The sequence below is a fragment of the Bacillus sp. D386 genome (assembly GCF_006346415.1).
Window position 1 is genome coordinate 587558 of record NZ_VEMV01000002.1, and the last position, 19623, is coordinate 607180.

General features: G+C 36.0%; 18 protein-coding genes and 1 riboswitch. Of the genes, 6 read left to right on the forward strand and 12 right to left on the reverse strand.

Annotated elements, in window-relative coordinates:
- Positions 1-52: 52 nt before the first annotated feature.
- Positions 53-556 carry a sigma-70 family RNA polymerase sigma factor gene (locus FHY45_RS07860; protein WP_066100938.1) on the forward strand — a complete coding sequence of 168 codons (504 nt, stop codon included), beginning with the start codon at positions 53-55 and terminating at the stop codon, positions 554-556.
- 64 nt (positions 557-620) lie between these two features.
- Here FHY45_RS07860 and FHY45_RS07865 read toward each other — a convergent pair whose 3' ends face one another.
- Positions 621-815, reverse strand: a complete 195-nt coding sequence (locus tag FHY45_RS07865) for a hypothetical protein (protein ID WP_066100941.1) — start codon at positions 813-815, stop codon at positions 621-623.
- Positions 816-1086: 271 nt separating this feature from the next.
- On the opposite strand from FHY45_RS07865, the gene FHY45_RS07870 reads away from it, so the two are divergent.
- Together FHY45_RS07870 and map are read left to right on the forward strand one after the other, a co-directional pair.
- Positions 1087-1266 (forward strand): YkvS family protein, encoded by a 180-nt coding sequence (locus FHY45_RS07870; RefSeq protein ID WP_066100944.1) that lies wholly within the window; start codon positions 1087-1089, stop codon positions 1264-1266.
- Between the two features lie 166 nt (positions 1267-1432).
- The gene (gene map, locus FHY45_RS07875; RefSeq protein WP_066100948.1) at positions 1433-2176 is read left to right on the forward strand and encodes a type I methionyl aminopeptidase; all 744 of its coding nucleotides are present in this window, start codon (positions 1433-1435) and stop codon (positions 2174-2176) included.
- A gap of 104 nt (positions 2177-2280) precedes the next feature.
- On the opposite strand, the gene FHY45_RS07880 is transcribed toward map, so the two are convergent.
- The 6 genes from FHY45_RS07880 to FHY45_RS07905 all read right to left on the reverse strand — a co-directional run bounded on the left by FHY45_RS07880 (position 2281) and on the right by FHY45_RS07905 (position 10784).
- Positions 2281-3306 (reverse strand): YkvI family membrane protein, encoded by a 1026-nt coding sequence (locus FHY45_RS07880; RefSeq protein WP_066100949.1) that lies wholly within the window; start codon positions 3304-3306, stop codon positions 2281-2283.
- A gap of 230 nt (positions 3307-3536) precedes the next feature.
- Positions 3537-3974 (reverse strand): MarR family winged helix-turn-helix transcriptional regulator, encoded by a 438-nt coding sequence (locus FHY45_RS07885; RefSeq protein ID WP_066100952.1) that lies wholly within the window; start codon positions 3972-3974, stop codon positions 3537-3539.
- Between the two features lie 780 nt (positions 3975-4754).
- Positions 4755-4928, reverse strand: coding sequence for an aspartyl-phosphate phosphatase Spo0E family protein (locus FHY45_RS07890; RefSeq protein ID WP_077247946.1), 174 nt, complete (start codon positions 4926-4928; stop codon positions 4755-4757).
- Between the two features lie 218 nt (positions 4929-5146).
- Positions 5147-7291, reverse strand: coding sequence for a PAS domain S-box protein (locus FHY45_RS07895; RefSeq protein WP_225983712.1), 2145 nt, complete (start codon positions 7289-7291; stop codon positions 5147-5149).
- Positions 7292-7470: 179 nt separating this feature from the next.
- A complete protein-coding gene (locus FHY45_RS07900; protein ID WP_066100958.1) occupies positions 7471-9771 on the reverse strand; it encodes a thiamine pyrophosphate-dependent enzyme in 2301 nt (766 codons plus the stop codon).
- Positions 9771-10784 (reverse strand): 2-oxoacid:acceptor oxidoreductase family protein, encoded by a 1014-nt coding sequence (locus tag FHY45_RS07905; RefSeq protein WP_066100961.1) that lies wholly within the window; start codon positions 10782-10784, stop codon positions 9771-9773. Before FHY45_RS07905 ends, FHY45_RS07900 begins: the two co-directional genes overlap by 1 nt.
- Positions 10785-11103: 319 nt before the next feature.
- Here FHY45_RS07905 and FHY45_RS07910 point away from each other — a divergent pair, with 319 nt between their 5' ends.
- Together FHY45_RS07910 and FHY45_RS07915 are read left to right on the forward strand one after the other, a co-directional pair.
- Positions 11104-12174, forward strand: a complete 1071-nt coding sequence (locus FHY45_RS07910; RefSeq protein ID WP_139891322.1) for an acyltransferase family protein — start codon at positions 11104-11106, stop codon at positions 12172-12174.
- 215 nt (positions 12175-12389) lie between these two features.
- The gene (locus FHY45_RS07915; protein WP_066100969.1) at positions 12390-14144 is read left to right on the forward strand and encodes a B12-binding domain-containing radical SAM protein; all 1755 of its coding nucleotides are present in this window, start codon (positions 12390-12392) and stop codon (positions 14142-14144) included.
- Between the two features lie 36 nt (positions 14145-14180).
- On the opposite strand, the gene FHY45_RS20495 is transcribed toward FHY45_RS07915, so the two are convergent.
- Positions 14181-14336: a hypothetical protein gene (locus FHY45_RS20495; RefSeq protein ID WP_175354219.1), complete on the reverse strand. Its 156-nt coding sequence runs from the start codon at positions 14334-14336 to the stop codon at positions 14181-14183.
- Between the two features lie 186 nt (positions 14337-14522).
- Here FHY45_RS20495 and FHY45_RS07920 point away from each other — a divergent pair, with 186 nt between their 5' ends.
- Entirely contained in the window at positions 14523-14717 is a 195-nt protein-coding gene (locus tag FHY45_RS07920; protein ID WP_066100972.1) for an alpha/beta-type small acid-soluble spore protein, read from the forward strand.
- Positions 14718-14787: 70 nt separating this feature from the next.
- Here FHY45_RS07920 and FHY45_RS07925 read toward each other — a convergent pair whose 3' ends face one another.
- The 4 genes from FHY45_RS07925 to FHY45_RS07940 all read right to left on the reverse strand — a co-directional run bounded on the left by FHY45_RS07925 (position 14788) and on the right by FHY45_RS07940 (position 19606).
- Positions 14788-16038 carry an anti-sigma factor domain-containing protein gene (locus FHY45_RS07925; RefSeq protein WP_139891323.1) on the reverse strand — a complete coding sequence of 417 codons (1251 nt, stop codon included), beginning with the start codon at positions 16036-16038 and terminating at the stop codon, positions 14788-14790.
- A complete protein-coding gene (gene sigI, locus FHY45_RS07930) occupies positions 16035-16790 on the reverse strand; it encodes an RNA polymerase sigma factor SigI (protein ID WP_225983669.1) in 756 nt (251 codons plus the stop codon). The genes FHY45_RS07925 and sigI overlap by 4 nt, the downstream gene beginning before the upstream one ends.
- Before the next feature lie 248 nt (positions 16791-17038).
- Positions 17039-17815 carry a TerC family protein gene (locus tag FHY45_RS07935; RefSeq protein WP_066100981.1) on the reverse strand — a complete coding sequence of 259 codons (777 nt, stop codon included), beginning with the start codon at positions 17813-17815 and terminating at the stop codon, positions 17039-17041.
- Positions 17816-17896: 81 nt separating this feature from the next.
- Positions 17897-17992, reverse strand: a riboswitch (yybP-ykoY riboswitch).
- Between the two features lie 69 nt (positions 17993-18061).
- Entirely contained in the window at positions 18062-19606 is a 1545-nt protein-coding gene (locus FHY45_RS07940; RefSeq protein ID WP_257468954.1) for an aldehyde dehydrogenase family protein, read from the reverse strand.
- Positions 19607-19623: the final 17 nt, after the last annotated feature.

The window sequence follows — 19623 nt, forward strand, 5'->3', positions numbered from 1 at the left end:
TAAAGGTACCCGGGAATATAGAGGTCGCTCCTCATAGGGCAGGATTACGAGTATGGAAGACTTCGAATCATTAGTTAACCAATATAATCCATTAATACATCATATTATGAGAAAGCTTAATATTATTTGTGAAAAGGATGAATTTTACCAAATAGGATTAATTGCACTTTGGGAGGCCAGCCAAAATTTCAACCCTGAAAAAGGACAGTTCCTTTCCTATGCCTATAAGTCCATACAAGGTAAAATGCTTATACAGCTTTGCAAGTCCACTAAAATAAATGGGAGAGAATTAAAAAAATCACCTGAGTATTGGGATTTATTAAAGGTTGAAGAAGATGTTTCCTTCCTTGAATGGTACTTCCCTAAACCTTTTCTAACTTCCTTAACAAACAACCAATATATTTGGTTGGCTGAATACATTCAATTTGGTAAAACCATCACAGATATCGCATACGAATACCATACAACGTATGCAACGGTGAAATCTTGGAAACGGATGGCGCTAAAAAAACTAAAGCATTACCTTGAAATACATCCAGATGTGTTTATCAAATAAGGACAATACTGATTAAAATGTTAACAAACCCAATTACTTTATAATTGGGTTTGTTGATTTCTATTCAGCTTCTAGGCTCCTCTAAATAATGATAGGTCACACCCCCGCCTATATGAGCAGTTCCCCGAAAATGTTTAAAATCTTCCCTTTCTACAAGCACAGATCGAAACGCCATGAAATCCTGCTTTGCAACTTCAAGTTTATCTATTTCTCCATTTTTTAATTGATCAAATATGGATTGGATCTCTTCTTTATTCATTCGTAAAACCTCCTATATATACAAAACATGATACTCTCAAACCCCTACATTAAACAAGTATTCCATAGGAGCGAAAATATAAAGACTATTTATTCTTTTAACATTCCAATTAATCACAATTTATACTATAATTACAATATTATTCTGCATAAGCTAAATAGTAGGGATAATTTCTTTATAAGCGGACTTACGAATCCCGAAATTGCAAGGATATTAGTTTACTAATCAAGATCTGTTGATAACTTTAATAAACTGAAAAGGTGTGAACATGATGAAAAAGGCTGATGTAGGCAATATAATTGAATTCCGCGATGGATTGCGTGGGATTGTAGAAAAAGTAAATGAAAACTCAGTGATTGTTGATTTAACTTTAATGGAGAACTTTCATGATCTTGAATTAGAAGAAAAGACAGTCGTTAACCATAAAAATTATAAAATCATATATGAATAATTCGAGAACGGGGCTACTTGCCTCGTTCTCTTCTTGTCCCATTAATTTCCCTTACTTTAAATTTGTAAAAAACTTAGATATAATAGTGAGAATCGATTCCATCTGGAACCTTTCCACTAAACTTTTTATACTAATGAAGAGCATTACAGAAAGCAGGTTTAGTATCATGATTGTAAAAAACGAAAAAGATTTAGAAGGATTAAAAGCAGTAGGTGCAGTTGTTTCACGTGTCAGGGAAGCAATGAAATTAGCTACCGTTCCCGGTATTACAACACTGGAGCTTGATTTAATCGCAAAGAAAATATTTGAGGAAACCGGAGCTGTTTCTGCACCTAAAAATGAGTATGATTTTCCCGGGTTTACATGTATCAGTGTAAACGAAGAAGTTGCTCATGGAATACCAGGAAAACGTATAATTAACGAAGGCGATATGGTAAATATCGACGTCTCTGCAGTATTAAATGGATATTATGGGGATACAGGAATTTCGTTCCCGGTTGGCACTACAACTAGTGAAAAAGAAAAATTATGCCAATGCGCAGTTGATGCTTTTTATCAGGGAATCAGCAAAGCTAAAGCAGGCTCCAAGAAAAACCAAATTGGTAAAGCTGTCTTCAATACAGCAAAACAAAATGGATTCACTGTCATCAAAAATTTAACCGGCCATGGAATAGGTAGAAGTCTGCATGAAAAACCAGATCATATTTTAAACTATTTTGACCCATGGGATTCAGAGCTTCTTCATGAAGGTACAGTATTGGCCGTTGAACCGTTTATTTCTACAAAAGCAACCATGGTTACAGAAGCCGGTGATGGATGGACATTTATCACGAGTGACAAAAGCTTGGTTGCACAATGTGAACATACTATCATAGTGACAAAGAATGAGCCGATTATATTAACATTATAATGTGCCTACGGCATTGACCTTATAAAGAGAGGGGACTATCCCTTCTCTTTCTTTTTGTCATTTTTATAAATCTTTCTAGAAACAGCATAAATCGTAGCTGACACTTACTTTTTGACAGTTATTAACAGCAAAAAGATTAAACTAATATATCCAAAAATCGGATACAATATAGAAATCAAAGGACCATATTCAATTTGGCCAATTATTAAACTTATGGCAAAAATCCCAACATATAGCGACCAGGAAGGCAGTTCCGTTGCTTTTTTTAGTTGCCTTTCGAGTCCAAAGGCATTTCCAATTAAGGTTGAAAAAATTTCTCCAAAAATAATGAATAAATAGAGCCCATATAAAAAAGGTGCTATTTGTTTCATTACATAGGCAGTAGGAATGTTAATCTGTTCAATTCCTGGTATGGAGGATAAGGAAATATGGCAGCTTACCAAAACAACGGATAAAATAAATCCTCCTAAATTTGCACCTTTTCGAATAATATCTTCATCCTTTATTTCGGCAGCCAATGGAACCAAAACAGCCTGTGTCAAAGCAAGGTTAAATGCCGTATAGGAGAAGGGCGATAAGACCATCTTCCAGCTTACTTCATCAGGAATGGTTAGCAGATTTTGAACAGGATTCATATGGAATAATGAAGCAAACATCAGGATTAAATTAAACATAATCATTGCAGGTACCACAAAGGTGTTAATAGATAATAAACCTTTAGTCCCCCAGCTCATGACAACAATTGATAGAAATGTAGTAAAAAGCATGCCCCCTATTTTAGAAAATCCCAATTGCTCTTCAAATAGACCGCCAACTCCTGACATCATAACACCTGTAACCCCAAACAACATGCCCATAGAGATGATATTAACAAAAAAGGATATACGTTTACCAAATAACCAATCATTAAATTCCATATAATTTTTAATATTTCTATGTAATGCTACAATCATTATTTTTCTGCCAATCCGAATAAAAATAAATCCCGAAAGAAGAATCCCTAATAGGCCATAAAGTCCATATTGGGTAAAAAATTCATATATTTCCTTTCCAGTTGCAAAACCCGCTCCAATAACCGTTCCAACATAAACAGCTGCAACTTGAAAAATATTTACATATTGACGATTCACCCTTGTCCCTCCCCGCTTACTACTCACTGTATGCGGGCTGATTGTCTTTATGACAAATTATTATTCTGGTGAATACCGGTTGCTTCTTACCACCTTGTTTCATTAATGAACGAGTGACATCTTATTTCCTCCTCAGCTTTTAGACAAAAAAAATAACTGCCGGTTAACGACAGCCAGTCCATCTTATTCTTCTATTTCATTTTATTCATTAATATATAGGTATTAATGGATTATTTAGTTAACGGTACGGATTTACCAATTCTTTTCAGAAGCTCAATCACCGTTTCCTTCTCTTCGACTGTTAACCCATCCATTAAATGCTCAATTCGTTCCTGATGCTCCGGGAATATCCCTTCCAGGAACTTCTTTCCCTTTTCCGTAATTTGCGCATATGTTACTCTTCGATCATTGGGACATGCAATCCTTTTTAATAATTGCTTTTTTTCCAGCTTATCTACTACATACGTGATACTTCCACTGGCAAGCAGGATTTTATCCCCTATATGCTGCAATGGTTGATCACCTTTATGGTAGAGTAGCTCAAGGACAGCAAATTCGGTTGGATTTACACCTGAGGCTTGGATATATTTGTTGGTATAGTCACTGATAGCTCGAAAAGCCCTCGACAGAACTATAAATACTTTTAAAGATTGATTTTGTTCTTCCATATTTAATCACCCACAATTAACGGATAAAATTCACTATTATCATCCGCGTAATTATACTTCTTTCCTATTAAAAAGTAAAACTTTATAATCATCCTGATAGTAGTAATAACCTAGTATTTAACCTTTATTTATTTTTCACTTTACAATTCTTTTGCAGAACATCCTAATATTTTGAGCACTAATCCTTTATTGATGATGTATAACCTTATGCAAACGAGGAGATTATTTTTCCTAAGGTACAAAATGAATCTTCTAATGTCTTCTAATAGGTATTGCTCTATATAAATAGACATCATATAAGGAATATCCTCTGGATGCAAACAATCATTTCATCTATTCGTAGGATGAGATTCAGTCATCCAAATCGTGCTGTATTGATGGATTTTTTAAGTATGAGCTTTTCAGTTCCCAGAAAAAGTACTGCGCACTTAACCTGAAAAAATAGGATTTATAACGAATATGGAGAAGGTCTCGCCTGAGGATAGGTGACGGAAGTGTATGGTATACCTATTCCTTCCACTGTGATCATTTAGAAAAGGGGTTATTCATGCATTCATAAATATGGCCTAAAATCGCGTATACTAAAGGAGTATATAAATCGACCTGGGCTAAAATGTACTTGCCGACCAGGTAGAGATATCTTTTTCAGAACTGATTATACCTATCCTAGTATTAAATTGTTACTTTGCTTTTATCCACAAACCATATGTAAATAGTAAATGGTAAATACGTTTTATGTCATAAAATCCTAGTTTTCACCTTTACGCATTCCTTGTTTATTTAATAATTAGTTATTGAGTATTTCATCCTAATATGTTCAAGAATTAACTGGTCAAGCTGCCGACTCAGATTTAATGTACCTTCATCTAGAAGGCCATTGTTCTTAGCATGGCTAATCATTTGTTCTCTTTTATTTCTTATGGCAGTTTCCAGCCAATCTTTTTGATTCTGCAAGAAAAGCTCCTCCTTCTTATTCACTAAAAAAATAACATTAAGTGGTATTATGTCAGAATTTTAAAATAATGTAAATACAATCGCAAAAAAAGACAAAAAATAATAATTATTTCATCTTCTTATTAAAGAATCTGTCTAACACTTCCAGCAAACAAAAATAAGAAACCCTTATAAATCAGAAGAGTTTCCATTTTACCATCCTATTCTAATTTTTTCTCTCAAGTGAACTCATGATTAATAGGCAGATAGATTTGAAACAGGGTTCCTTTCTCTTCTTCACTGGCAACTTCAATCCAACCGGCGTGCTCTTCAATGATTTTGTAGGTAACCATCAAACCTAGACCCGTCCCCTTTTCTTTTGTTGTATAGAATGGTTCTCCCAATTTATCAAGAACAGTCTCAGGGATTCCGGTTCCATAATCCTGTATCGATATTAATACATGGCTATCAAAAAATAATTCTGTTGTGATATCAATAAACCCTCCTGTAGGCATAGCCTCTATAGCGTTTTTGATTAAATTTATAAAAACTTGTTTAAGTTGGTTACTCTCACAATGGATGGGTGGTATTTTAGAAAAATGTGTGTGGAATTGAATATTATGCATAGATGCCTGCGCACTTAGCAGATCCAACGTATTTTCGATTGTGTTATTTACCTGTTTAATTTGATAGGAAACTGCCTGTGGTTTTGCAAGAATTAAAAAATCTGTAATGATTGTCTCGATTCTTTGTAATTCTGAAGAAATAACCTGGAAATAGGTTGAAAATTCGCCATTCAAGCTGCCTTCCAGTAATTGAATAAAACCTTTCAAAGCTGTCATAGGATTCCTGATTTCATGAGCAATACCAGCTGCCAGCTCACCCACAACATTCAACGTATCTGATTTTTTTAATTGTTCCTCCATTCGAATCTTATCTGTTACATCTCTAAAAATGGTTAGATTCTTACCCGGTATAACATCCAGTCTGGAGGAAAAATCCAGCTGTTTATTTTGCCCATCCCTGCAAGTAAGCTCACACACAAAATGATGATGCTTATTTTTATTGATCAAGGAAATATGCCTTTGTAAATGTTTCATCTGATGTTCAGTCAGTTCGAATATTTCATGGAAGTTTTTGTTTTGGATATGATCAATAGAAGCCCCTATAATTGCAGCACCAGGTTCATTAATATCATATATTTCCCCGTCTGCTCCCCAAATCATAATTCCATCAAAGGTACCGTCAAAAATTTTCTTGAATTTATTTTCCGAGATAAGAAGTTCCTGCTCCATCACCCACTTTTCACTAATATCTTTACAAATTAAAAGAGTATAAGGACTACTGCTAATCTGACTTTTTGTTAATTCTATAATCTTCTTTTTCCCACTCGATGAACTGAAAATAAGCTCATAACTCTCTTGTTCTTCCAAGATAAAAAGCGTATTTATCTTTTCGCCCGTAATTTTCTCTATATTCGTATTAATTAATTCCACCTGCGTTTTCTCAAACAATATGCAGGCTTGCTCATTAGCCTGTACGATGATTCCTTTAGAGTCCAGCATGATTATTCCATCCACGGATTGACAAAAGACATTTTGAATTCCTTCTATTAAATAGTGATTTTGCTCTGATTCTTCAAAACAATCGTAAATAATTGTATAGTACAAACCACTGTAAAAATTAAATTGTGTAGTATATTGATATGTAATCTCTTTTGAATCAAGACAAAGCTGAAATAAATTAAAACGGGAATTTCCGGATGATAGATGCTTGATAACAGTATCAAATTTATCTTTATCGGCGGCAGTAATAAATTGATAAATACTTTTGCCTAGAATTTTCGATCTCTCAATTTTGACCAACCCACAAAAGGCTTTATTACCATCCACGATGATTCCTTCTTTAGTATGGATAACAATATAGCACTTTAAATCATTAATAATATCTACATATAAATTATCCTTTTTTACATGATCCCTTGTACTCTCTGTTTTTAATGGGATTAACACATAGATAATTTTTTTTGAATATGAATCCAAAAGTCCATTAAGTTCAAGCTCAACTGAGCAGGTGTCATCAGAATTCCTTACTGAATATATATAATTTGAAAAACCATGCTGTTTCACGTTTCTGAGTTGATCATCAACCACCTCTTTTGAAACAGAGATATAAAAGTCCCGAAGATTTCCTGGTTTACCCTCTCGCCCTAACTGATGGTATAACTTGATTGCCTGTTCATTCTGAGATATGATTTCCATTTCCAAATCAGTAACAATAATTGCTTTTGTAAATGAGTTTAAAAAATGCTCCCATGTCTCGTAATCAGTTTTCAAGGCCGTATTTTTTTCTATAATCTTTACTTCCTTATCATTCAAATCCATATCAGCCAAGGGGATCCTCCTAATACCTGTGACATAATAAGATACTTATTCTACAAAATTATGGAAAAACCTTTTTAAACAATCAGAATCAGACTAAATACCTCCTTATGGTATAGATTAAAATATAAAAAAACCTGAAGAGATATCTTATAGAATCTCTTCAGGCTTTTAAAATACTATTAAAGGGATGGATTTTCATGCTTAGCCAGCAATCGGTTCCATCTTCTATCCACTTCTTGTTCAAATTCCTCAAGCATACCTGCATTTTCTTCCTGCAGCAGATGCTTTGTTTTCCCCATATATGTTAACCATTCAGATAGTTGAATACGTTTTTTCCTCGTTTCCGGATTATAAGTAATGGTAGTTTCACCATTCTCAACTTCGTATAGAGGGAAGAAACATGAGTTTACTGCCGCTTCCATAATCTTAGCACCATAACGTTCCTCTGCCTTCCAATTCAAAGGACAGGTGATTAATATTTTGCCATAAACGGTACCTACATTCTGCGCATACCATTGTGCCTTCACCGCTTTCTTAATTAAATCCTGCGGGAAAGCTTCCGATCCTGTAAATACATATGGTATTCCAGTGGCAGCCATGATTTGAGCTGTATCCTTATGATGAAAAGCTTTTCCTTTTTGTGCTCTTCCTACACCTGTTGTACTTGTCATATGACCAAGCGGAGTAGAGTAGGACATTTGCGAGCCTGTATTCATATATCCCTCATTATCATACTCAAGCATAATGAGTTTGTGATTGCGCAGTGCAGTTCCAATAGCTGAACCCATCCCTATATCCATGCCACCATCACCGGTGATCATAACGAAGGTCGCATCATCACTGATAGAGATTTCACCACGGCGTTTTTTCTCCAAAAATGCTTCAAGTGTACCTGATAAAGTTGCCGGCCCGTTTTGGAATAAGTTGTGAATCATCGTTTGTTTGTGAGAGCTATATGGATATGCCGTTGTTACCACATAGGCACAGCCTGTTTGGAACAGAACAACAACATCCCCCTCGATTCCTTTAAAGAACAGCTCCAATGCTGGAAAAATTCCGCATCCTGGACATGCTCCATGACCGGAAGCCAAACGTTTTGGTTTGCTCATTAATGAGCGTAAAGGAGGTATACGTACCTTTAATTTTCCACTCTCCTCATCAGGAGTTACCTGAATAAGCCCTGTCTTATATAAATCTTCGTTATTCGGCTTTAAAAGTGGCTGTGGTTGGGCTTCAGGCAATCCCGGATTGACACCGTAATAATCAAATACTTTTTCAATTTGGCCATTATTTAATGTTTGCAATGCCATATCAAAAAATGCCCTTGCATCCTCCGGATAAAAATCCTTTCCTCCTAAACCAAACACACGGCTTAACACAGCAGTATGATTATCCTGATCTTCCTGTAAGGCAGATTTCACTTCATGTGTAAGGTTGGGACCATTGGCACCATAGGAATCTGCTCTCTCGCCAACCAACAGTACTTTAACATTCTTCAGAGCCTTTCTGATTTCTTCTGCCGGGAACGGACGAATTATGTTAGGACTGATCACGCCAGCTTTAATTCCTTGTTTTCTTAAATCATCGACCGTATCTTTAGCTGTCTCGGCAGCTGAATTTAACAGGAATAAGGCAACTTCCGCGTCCTCCATCTTATATAGATCCAATACTCCATATTGGCGACCTGACAGTTCAGCATATTCACAAGCTACCTGAGTAAAAACCTCTCCGGCTTTATACATCGCTTCAGACTGCTGATAGTGATTATTGATCAAATCATCCCCATTCATATGTGCACCAATCGTTACCGGGTTGTGAATATCTACGTGCGGAAAATGAGTTGGCATTTCACCAATAAATTTTTGCACAATCTCTCTATCTTTAAAGTAGTTTACTTTTCTCTTTTGATGGGATGTAAAGAATCCATCATAAGCGACTATAACAGGTAAACGTACATCGGAATGCTCCGAGATTTTCAACGCCATTATATTCATATCGTAAACAGCTTGAGGTGTTCTGGCTGTCAAAATGATCCAACCTGTATTTAAGGCAAAATATAAATCAGAATGGTCGCCCCGAATGTCGAGCGGACCACTGATTGATCTAGTAACAAGATTCATAACCATTGGAAATCTTGTACCTGATTGAACAGGTAGCTGCTCTAGCATATACATAAGTCCATTTGCGCTTGTGGCATTAAAAACCCTGGCTCCTGTCACGGCAGCACCATAACAAATACCTGCCGAACCATGTTCTCCATCAGCCGCAATTAATTGAATATCATGTTCTCCTCTGGATTTCATAATATCTAAATACTGAGCTATTTCAGTTGATGGGGTAATTGGAAAATACCCCATTAAGTGATAATTGATTTGTGCTGCAGCCATTGCGGCCATTTCATTACCTGATTCAAAGGTAGTCACTTGTTCAGCCATTGTATCCTTTACCAATTCAGTTAGTTCTACTTCTGATATCGCCATTATTTCATCCCTCCTGCTACATAAGGATTACGTTGTTTCACTGTATTTTCCTCAGCAAAACCTAAGATTTCCCGCATTTCCCGAAGGGCGCTAGTCGGACACGCTTCAATACATTTCAAGCAGCCTTTACAGTATTGATAATCAATCCCTGTTAAAAACATTTGCTTGCGTCCACGCTTATCTTCTCCCTCTTCCCAGACAAAACAAAAATCCGGACAAGCTGTATCACAGGCAGCACAATGTATACATTTTTCAGCATCCCATTCAGGTAAAAAACCCTGTCTGGAACCGGACAAGTCTTTAAGTATACTGTTACCCTGAGCAATGATCGTGCCGCCAATAACTTGGGTTTCGTATCCCAATAAAGGTAATGCTCTTTTAAAACTTTTGCCCTCTGCATCTTGAGGTACCTCAAAATGTTTAAACGTCACTTCATGATAGCCACGTTCAAACGTACGGATATTTGGCTCAACTAAATGTGGATATTTCTTTTCGAATGTTTTTCTAATTACGTCTTTCATGGACTCGGGATTGAGGAAATCACATATACGGAACAAAGCTCCAAGCATAGCTGTGTTCACTTTTGTTTTTTCTTCTACTGCAATACCAAGTGCATCGACGATTGCAAGCGTTCCATACTGAAGATTTAAGTCATTTTTTATTTCATCGAACTGACGAGTTGAATTAACAAGAACGATACCATCCGGACGTAAACCACTCACCACATCAACCATTTTATAAAGTGCTTCATGAAAAACACCAATAACATGAGGCTCTTCAATTGGACTATGATCACGTATTTCAGTTTCGGCATCGCAGAAACGAACAAAGCTCTTTACAGGAGATCCCTTTTTTTCCGAACCATAGGAGGAAAAATTGGATCCATTTAAACCATGCCCCAGAACACCTGATTCAGCCAGCATTTTTCCGGCTAGATTTGCCCCTAGTCCTCCGATTGACTCTAGGCGAATTTCATAAAAACCTTGCTCATTCTTTTTCGGAAGAATTGTCATTATTTTCCCTCCCTATTTCATAACGAAAAAGTTTGTTTAGTTTATCTTTAAATATTATTTAAATACTGATGAATACAGTTTTTTAATTGGAATTATTTATATATTGAAACCAATAGCTATTCTGCATTTAAACTATATATAACAGATATCTATATTCTTATAGTACAGATACATAGATTATAGTACGGAAATACACGATTATCACATTGTTAATAATGGTTCAAACGGATGGTTTTACCAATTCATCTCTCAATTGTTTGATTACCATTATAAAGGGGAATAATAGAAAGAATTTTTCCGGAAATAATAGGAGGCAGCTATGAGACAGAGGGAAAGTTATTTTGACAACGCAAAAGTCATATTAATGTTTTTTGTTGTCTTTGGTCATATTTTACGAACATATATTGATCAAAATGAAACGATTTATGCTTTATACACTACAATCTATACCTTCCATATGCCTGCTTTTATACTGTTATCAGGCTTTTTTGCAAAAGGCTTTAACAAAAAAGGCTATATAAAAAAGCTAAGTACTAAACTGATTCTTCCCTATTTACTTTTTCAGGTTATCTATACGATTTATTATTATTACCTATTTGATAAATCAACACTTAAGTTCGAAGCATTGGAACCCAATTGGTCCTTATGGTTTCTGTTAAGTCTATTCTTTTGGAATTTAATGCTTTTCGTCTTTACAAAATTCAAACCTTTAGTAGGGATTGGATTAGCAATAGCGCTTGCTTTACTTGTGGGATATATTGATACAATCTCTACTTATCTGAGTTTATCCCGAACATTTGTCTTCTTTCCATTTTTCCTGATTGGTTATCACAGTCAGAAGGAACATTTTCAAAAAATAACAACAGTGAAAAGTAAATTTTACGCTTTGGCATCCTTTGGTGTAATTTTTATATGGTTTTCATTTTTCCCGGAAATAGACTCCCAGTGGCTGCTCGGTTCAAAGCCTTATTCGGAAATTGAGACAGTATCGTTCCTTTCTATGTTTAAGCGCCTTGGATTTTTCATCGTTAATTCTCTTATGATCGTCAGCTTTATGGCCCTTGTACCTAGAGGTAGCTATTTCTTTACTAGATGGGGCACTCAAACCCTTTATGTATATTTATTGCATGGCTTTTTTGTCCGGACCTTTAGATTTACAAGTTTAAATGAATATTTCACTACTGCAGAACACTATATACTATTAGCAGCAATTTCATTGATTATTACAATCATCCTGTCGAGTACATTAGTCAAGTCAATTACACAGCCAATGATTGAGTTTAACACCCGTCATACTAAAATGATGTTCTATAAATTAAAAGGCTTATTACATTTTTATAAACAAAAATATGATTTATCTAAATCCATGAATCGCAGTCCTTCGGAATAATGAATATTCCGAAGGACTTTTTTGTACCGCTATATTTCCCAAAACCTTTTACCCATACACTCCATTATTCCCTTGGTCATCTCTCATTTTTAACTACTGAAAATTAAACCGTACCATCTTAGAACCCATGTAAAATATCGCCAATACTGTAAACCCATACTCAAATATGATAATATGAATTGTTAGCAAACGGTGAAAGGAAGTATGACAAATACATGAGAATTATTGGAACTACTTTAAATGCCAAATATATTCATACCAATTTAGCCCTTCGTTATTTAAAAGCGTATGCAGCACCCGAGTACAATGTAGAAATTATTGAATACACCATTAAAGATCCGGTTATGAACATCGTTACAGATTTGTATAACCAAAAGCCAGATGTAATCGGCTTTAGCTGTTATATATGGAATATGGAAGAAATTAAAAAAGTCATTACCATACTCAAAAAAATCAATCCGGACATCTATATTGTTCTTGGAGGTCCAGAGGTAACATACGATCCATTTTTCTGGCTCAAAGATATCCCAGGCGCTGATTTCATCGTAATAGGTGAAGGAGAAGCCACATTTAAAAATCTTATAGCTGAAATAGATGGCAATAAAGACTTTCACACTGTTCAGGGAATTGCGTATCTTGAAGGTGAAAAACCTATCCTGACACCTGCCGCTCCAAAGGTAGATTTAAAGTCTATTCCATCACCATTTAGATTTGAAGAAGATATCCCTAACTTGTCGAAGAGAATCACGTATATTGAAACAAGCCGCGGTTGTCCTTTTAACTGTCAATTCTGTCTCTCATCCATCGAAACCGGCGTACGTTTCTTTAATAGAGAAGATATTAAAGAAGATATCCGTTTCTTGATGAAAAATGGAGCAAAAACAATTAAATTTATGGACCGTACTTTTAATATCAGTCGTAGCTATGCTCTCGACATATTTGAATTTTTAATTAAAGAGCATGAACCAGGTTGCGTTTTTCAATTTGAGATTACAGCAGATATTATGAAGCCTGAAGTAATTGAATACTTAAACAAAGAAGCTCCTCCCGGCCTATTTCGCTTCGAGATAGGAGTCCAATCAACCAATGATTATACTAATGAACTAGTCAAAAGAAAACAGAACTTCGATAAATTAAAGCGTACAGTCACCATGATTAAGGATGGCGGGAAAGTGGATCAGCATCTTGATCTTATTGCAGGACTTCCCGAAGAAAATTATAGCTCCTTCCGAAAAACATTTGATGATGTGTTTGAAATGCGGCCAGAGGAACTTCAATTGGGCTTCTTAAAAATGCTTCGCGGCACAGGCTTGAGAACTCAGGCTAAACAATGGGATTATCAATATATGGATCAAGCCCCATACGAAATTGTCAGCAATAATGTAATGCCGTTTTCCGATATTATTAAAATTAAGCAGGTTGAGGATGTACTGGAAAAGTATTGGAATGATCACCGAATGGATCTTGGAATGGAGTATATAGTAGGCACTGTTTATAGCTCCCCTTTTGATTTCTTCCAAGAATTCGGAAGTTATTGGGAAGAAAAAAAATGGTCACGCATTGGACATCAGCCTGAGGATCTATTTAAGCGCCTCGTCGAATTTATCGGTGTAACGAATCCCGATAGCCTTAAAACACTGATTGCCTTACTAAAAGTGGATTATTTATCACAACTTACCTTTAAACCACGTAAACCATGGTGGGAATATTCCATGACAAAAAATGAGAAATCTCCAATCTATCAGGCCGTTTTGGCTAATCCTCATCTGGTTGGTGAGAAATTTAAGGCACTGAATTTAAACGAAAAAGAACTGTACAAGCATGTTCTGATTGATGAACTATCTATTGATATGAATCATTATTTAGAAACTGGCGAAATAATAACGGCTCCGACCTTGTTGATTGCATACTTCCACCCAAAGCATGGTGGGTCCAAGCTATTTTATGTCCCTTCAGCAGTATTTTCATAAGAAATAGAGCTCGACTAACGTCGAGTCTCTATTTTTTTATTCTCCCTGTTTACCACGCTTAGAATTACGGTTAGCGCCCTTCATTGGGTTCTCACCATGTGTAAATTCCGCAGAAAACTCAGTTTCCTGTAGATTTTTTTTAGGGGTTTTACTCAGTTTATTAACCGCATTCATTTCTGCCTTACGTTTCATTTTACACACTCCTTTATGCGGTTAGTATTTGTTCGGGAATCTATTTCATGCAATATTTCATACTTTATCAAAAGGGAAACCATGCCTATTCCTCCATACTTTAAACTGCATTAGATCATGTTTTTCATCCATATTAATGGTGTGGAGGAATCAAAAATCCACAGTATATGTAGTGAGGTGAATGAAATGTCCAGCAGTAATAAATTATTGGTACCAGGTGTACAGCAAATGCTTGATCAATATAAATATGAAATAGCCGCTGAATTCGGCGTTACGTTAGGGTCAGATACGGTCTCACGAGCGAACGGATCAGTAGGAGGAGAAATAACCAAACAGCTCGTTAAACATGCACAAGCGCAAATGAGTGGAAAAACTAAATAACCTTATATGGCAAAGAAAATGTCCGGTATTTTACCGGACATTTTCTGATTAGTTATGTAAATGACTGAATTTATTGATACATTCCTTTTCTTTTCTGATTCTGATTACGTTCATCTTGCTTCCCTCTTTGATGCTGCGGTTTCCGGACATCACGCTTGTCCACCTGCTCTTGCTTCCTCGCATCTCGCTTGTCCACCTGATCTTGTTTCCGACTTTTATAAGGTTGCTTATTTGGTTTATTTCGCTTATCTACTTGTTGTTTGTTTCGGTCAGTATCTCTTTTATTTTGATTGGTTTTCCTTTCTTTCTGGATGGTATCCTTTCTTACCTCTTTGTTTATAGGCTGGTCTTTAGAGGGTGGCCTCTGCTTTGAATTGTTATCCTTATGTTGTTGTTTTACAGCCTTCTCTTCTGTAGTATGTATAGCTTTAGCATCTTTTGTAACGGTGCCCGCCTTTTTAGGCACTTCAACAGATCCTTGCTTATTTTCCTGAATGACTGCAGACTTATTCGGAATTTGGGTTCGGTCACTACTGTTACTGGTTTGCTGTTTTATTTCAACTTTTTCCACACTTGAGCTTTTATGATTGCTTTTTTCTTCTGTTACTTTAATTTTATCATTTTTCTTTACTCCAGTTGAAGGCTGATTCTTGGTTTTCTTATTGGTTTGCTCTAGGTATGTACCCGTAGAAATCCCTTTATCTGTTGCTTCCTGTCTATCTTTAACAGAGGCCTTTTTCATTTCAATGTTCACGGAATTATCAATTTGCGGGATATCCTGAGTATCAGTTAATTTTTTCTGTAAGGAATATTCAAAATTTCGATTATCCTTTTCAATCATTACGGTGGAGAACAAGATATTGGAATTGGTTTTAAGATGCCCGGCACTGCGATTTAAAGTAACCATTTCACTGATAACATCGTCCATATCTCTGCCCTTCCATTCCTTAAGTCTTGCTATAATTTCTTTCCCTTCTTCGTTAATTCCCTTTACTTCAACCACTTTTAGTTCGTCTGTTATACCAAGTTCGATACTTGATTTAACATCCATACTGACATAAGCTGATACCTTTGAATTAGTTAAAAACGCAGGAAAGAAACAAACTATTAAAAAAACAGCTGCTGCTAATGCTGGAACCAGTATTTTTAATTTCCATCCATTCTTCTTGCTGAATATTGGTTTTGAGTTTGTAACATCAATCCTGACTTCTTCACCGATTTGATAGTCTTTGCGTTCTTTATTCAATTTAATGAAATCGCCTTCAGGGGTCAATACAGTAATTTCCGTTGATGATATTTGCATAATGATTCCACACTTCAATTTGAAAGAACCCCCTTCAAGTAATCCTTTAAGAACAAATAATCTCCCGTTAAAATCAAAACCATAGCTATTATATAAATGCGGTTGCGTTCAATTGTCTTTCTTGAAACCTCAACTTTTTCTTCCATCATTTTGATAGGCAGTTTTTTCTTGTCTATGACATATTGAAGCATCAAAGGCTCATCTGCTATTGTTTTAGCGATTTTTATGGCATTATTCCTTGCATCCACATGCTTTGGTGTATGTTTGACTAATTGGTCAAAGGTTATATGAAAGATTTTTAATAATTCAGTATATCGAATAATCTCATCCTTTAAATTTTCGGAGTTTAATTGTCTCTGATGGTTTTCAATTGATTTTTCTATATCTAATGGACTTTGTATGTATTCATCTTCTGAAACATGTTGGATTTCAAAAGACAGTTCATTCATTTTTTTTGATTGTGACCTTATATAATCTATAACTCTTCTTCGGATTACCGTATCTGCAAATGGCAATAAGCCATTTCCTTTATCAGGTGAAAACTTATCTATTGCATCGTTAAAAGCAATTAGACCAATACTAAATTCATCATCTGTTTCTCGGATATAACGCCGGCATACAGATGAAACAGATTTTTTAATAAAGGGTTTGTATTTTTTAAGCAAATTATTTCTTAATTCCAGATCCCCTTCTTGTATTAAGAGTACGGTTTCTGTTAAATCCTGCTTTTTTCTCAGAATCGGAAAAAGCATACCAAGCATTATGTTCACCTCATCCCTGCACAAATTATACCATATGTTGCAATGTATGGTCTTTGTGGGATGTTTTCACTCTTCATTTGTTATAAATAATGCTTGGTCGGTTTATTTATTATGCTATATCATACGTACACAAATTTCCGTATATAGGGGTTATAACCAAATTTTATCCAAGTGGTTGCAAAAATAAAAAAACCGGAACGCACATAATCATGCATCCCGGGTCTTCACTTAATCTATTAATTTATATCTTTGTAATTTTACATTTCCTGGTCAATTTGATTTTTAGCTTTCAAATCTTTACCTGATACGAGGTATCCAATAACCACAATCGATACTAAGACACCCCAGAATATGATTTTCCAAGTTGTAGACTCTGGGAAATGATGGTCAAGAATTCCAACACCTGGATGTGCTAATGTCATGACAGCCAGCTTAACCCCCACCCAGCCGACAATTAGAAAAGCAGCTGTTTCCAGAGATGGTCGCTTGTTTAATAGTACAACAAATTGTGTTGCAGCAAACCTCATAATAACTAATCCAATAAATCCTCCAAGGAACATAACAATAAATTGCCCACCATTGATACCGCCGATATTAAACGACCCTACCGCCGGTAGAGTTACAGCTAAAGCAACAGCTGCAAGCATGGAATCTACTGCAAATGCCAAGTCTGCTACCTCGACCTTTAGAACAGTCATCCAGAAACCGGATTTCTTTTTTTCCTTGACCGCTTCATCTTCAGATTTCAAGAAATAGTGTTTCACTAAATAATTAATCATAATGTAGAGCAAATATACAGCTCCAATTGCTTGTATTTGCCATAAATCTACAAGTAATGAAATCAGGAACAGGGAACCGATCCTAAAGACGAACGCACCAATTAGTCCATAAAACAAAGCTTTTTTCTGTTGTTCCTTCGGAAGATGTTTAACCATTACAGCCATTACGACTGCGTTATCGGCTGCAAGAATTCCTTCAAGTCCAATTAACACCAATAATACCCAGGCGTACTCTAAAATTATTGCCCAATCCATAAGTAAACCTCCTTTTATTTTCCAAACCAACAAAAAAGACCCATGCCAAAAAAGTAATTCTTTTTTGACAAAGGTCTTGCTAGACATTGTAAAAATGCCAACAAAGCCGATGGTAAAAACCACGTACTGACGACTTTGTTTTAGGTTTCCCTAACGCTACTCCCCTTTGAAAGGTTTGTATGAAGTTTGTATACCTATTATATTGGCTTCTGGATACAAGCGCAAGTATTAACTCATAGATAGTATTTATTTTGATAGTTTTATTAATTTCAGATATTCCTTGATTACCTTCATCATCGATTTCCTTTTGCCAAAGTAGGCTGTTAACAGTGCATGGAAATGTTCATATTTCCCTTCATAAGGATACCACTGAATCTCCGATTTTTTGAGGCCCATATCTTCCATTACTGCTTTTTCATGACAAAATATACGAAGACCCTGATCCCCATGATACCTGCCTATTCCGCTTTCTTTAACTCCGCCAAATGGAAGATTATTATTGGCAACTGTTATTAAAACATCATTAATTAACACAGCACCTGACAAAAGCTTCTTAGCTGTCAGCCGTCCTTTTTCCTTATTTGTTGTCCAAACACTTGCATTTAATCCGTATTTGGAATGATTAGCGGCTCGTATAGCTTCTTCTTCTGTTTCAACAGTCAGTATAGGCAGAACCGGACCAAATGTTTCCTCCTGCATCACAAGCATATCCTCTGAAACATTTGTTAAAACAATCGGCTTAATAAACATGGAATTTTCATTCCATTCAGAAGGCGGATCACCAGTCAGGAGAGTGGCGCCTTTTAATAGGGCATCTTCAATATGCTCTCTTACAATAGATATTTGCTGTATTGAGGTCATAGAACCGATATCTGATTCTTTTCCATTTCCTTGCTTTAATTGATTAACAATTGGAAGTAACTCCTGTAAGAATGGCTCAAGCGCCTCTCTTTGGATAATCAATCTCTCTACACTCATACAAACTTGACCGCTATTTGTAAATGCTCCCCAAACAGCCCCCTTTGCTGCACGCTTATAATCAGCATCACTAAACACAATCATTGGATCCTTTCCACCGAGCTCAAGAGTGGTTGGGATAAGATCTCGTGCTGCTATTTCCTGAATAATACGTCCCGTACCTACAGACCCTGTAAAAAAGATATAATCAGGCTTTTGCTTCGTAAGACTGGCACCAAGTTCCTTACCGCCATGGGCTACTTGAAAAACATGATCAGGAAATCCAGCTTCTTTAAACAATGTTTCAATTAACTTACCCACTGCCGGAGTAACTTCTGATGGTTTCAAAATAACCGTATTACCGCCTGCAAGCGCGGATACAACAGGAACCATAGCCAAAAGGAATGGATAATTCCATGGTGAGATAACAAGCACAGAGCCTCTTGGCATATAATGAATACTCGATTTATGACCCATTAACAAAAAAGGTGTACGAACCTTTTGTGCCTTAAATGTTTTTTTCGCATGTTTTTCAATATGACTAATAGCATCGAGGGCAGGCATGATATCAGCCACTAATGCATCTGTTTTGACTTTCCCTGTATCCTTTGAAATGAGCTCAACAATTTCATCAAGTCTATTCACAATCGTATGCCGCAACTGCTTTAGATAGCGTAAACGTTCGTCTATATCTAATTGTGACCACGAAAGAAAAGCCCCTTTGGATTTATTCATTATTTCACCAGCTTGACTAGCCGGCATCTCCTCATACTGCATAATCAGTTCTCCCGTTGCAGGAGCATATACATTTACCATTTCTTTTAAGGCTTCCAACTTTGTTCCTCCTCTAA

Coding starts and splice junctions, on each gene's coding strand:
- FHY45_RS07865 (WP_066100941.1), bottom strand. CDS start 815: ATGAATAAAGAAGAGATCCAATCCATATTTGATCAATTAAAAAATGGA.
- map (WP_066100948.1), top strand. CDS start 1,433: ATGATTGTAAAAAACGAAAAAGATTTAGAAGGATTAAAAGCAGTAGGT.
- FHY45_RS07935 (WP_066100981.1), bottom strand. CDS start 17,815: ATGGATTGGGCAATAATTTTAGAGTACGCCTGGGTATTATTGGTGTTA.
- FHY45_RS07885 (WP_066100952.1), bottom strand. CDS start 3,974: ATGGAAGAACAAAATCAATCTTTAAAAGTATTTATAGTTCTGTCGAGG.
- FHY45_RS07910 (WP_139891322.1), top strand. CDS start 11,104: ATGAGACAGAGGGAAAGTTATTTTGACAACGCAAAAGTCATATTAATG.
- FHY45_RS07920 (WP_066100972.1), top strand. CDS start 14,523: ATGTCCAGCAGTAATAAATTATTGGTACCAGGTGTACAGCAAATGCTT.
- FHY45_RS07870 (WP_066100944.1), top strand. CDS start 1,087: ATGAAAAAGGCTGATGTAGGCAATATAATTGAATTCCGCGATGGATTG.
- FHY45_RS07900 (WP_066100958.1), bottom strand. CDS start 9,771: ATGGCGATATCAGAAGTAGAACTAACTGAATTGGTAAAGGATACAATG.
- FHY45_RS07905 (WP_066100961.1), bottom strand. CDS start 10,784: ATGACAATTCTTCCGAAAAAGAATGAGCAAGGTTTTTATGAAATTCGC.
- FHY45_RS07915 (WP_066100969.1), top strand. CDS start 12,390: ATGAGAATTATTGGAACTACTTTAAATGCCAAATATATTCATACCAAT.
- FHY45_RS07895 (WP_225983712.1), bottom strand. CDS start 7,291: ATGGATTTGAATGATAAGGAAGTAAAGATTATAGAAAAAAATACGGCC.
- FHY45_RS20495 (WP_175354219.1), bottom strand. CDS start 14,336: ATGAAACGTAAGGCAGAAATGAATGCGGTTAATAAACTGAGTAAAACC.
- FHY45_RS07860 (WP_066100938.1), top strand. CDS start 53: ATGGAAGACTTCGAATCATTAGTTAACCAATATAATCCATTAATACAT.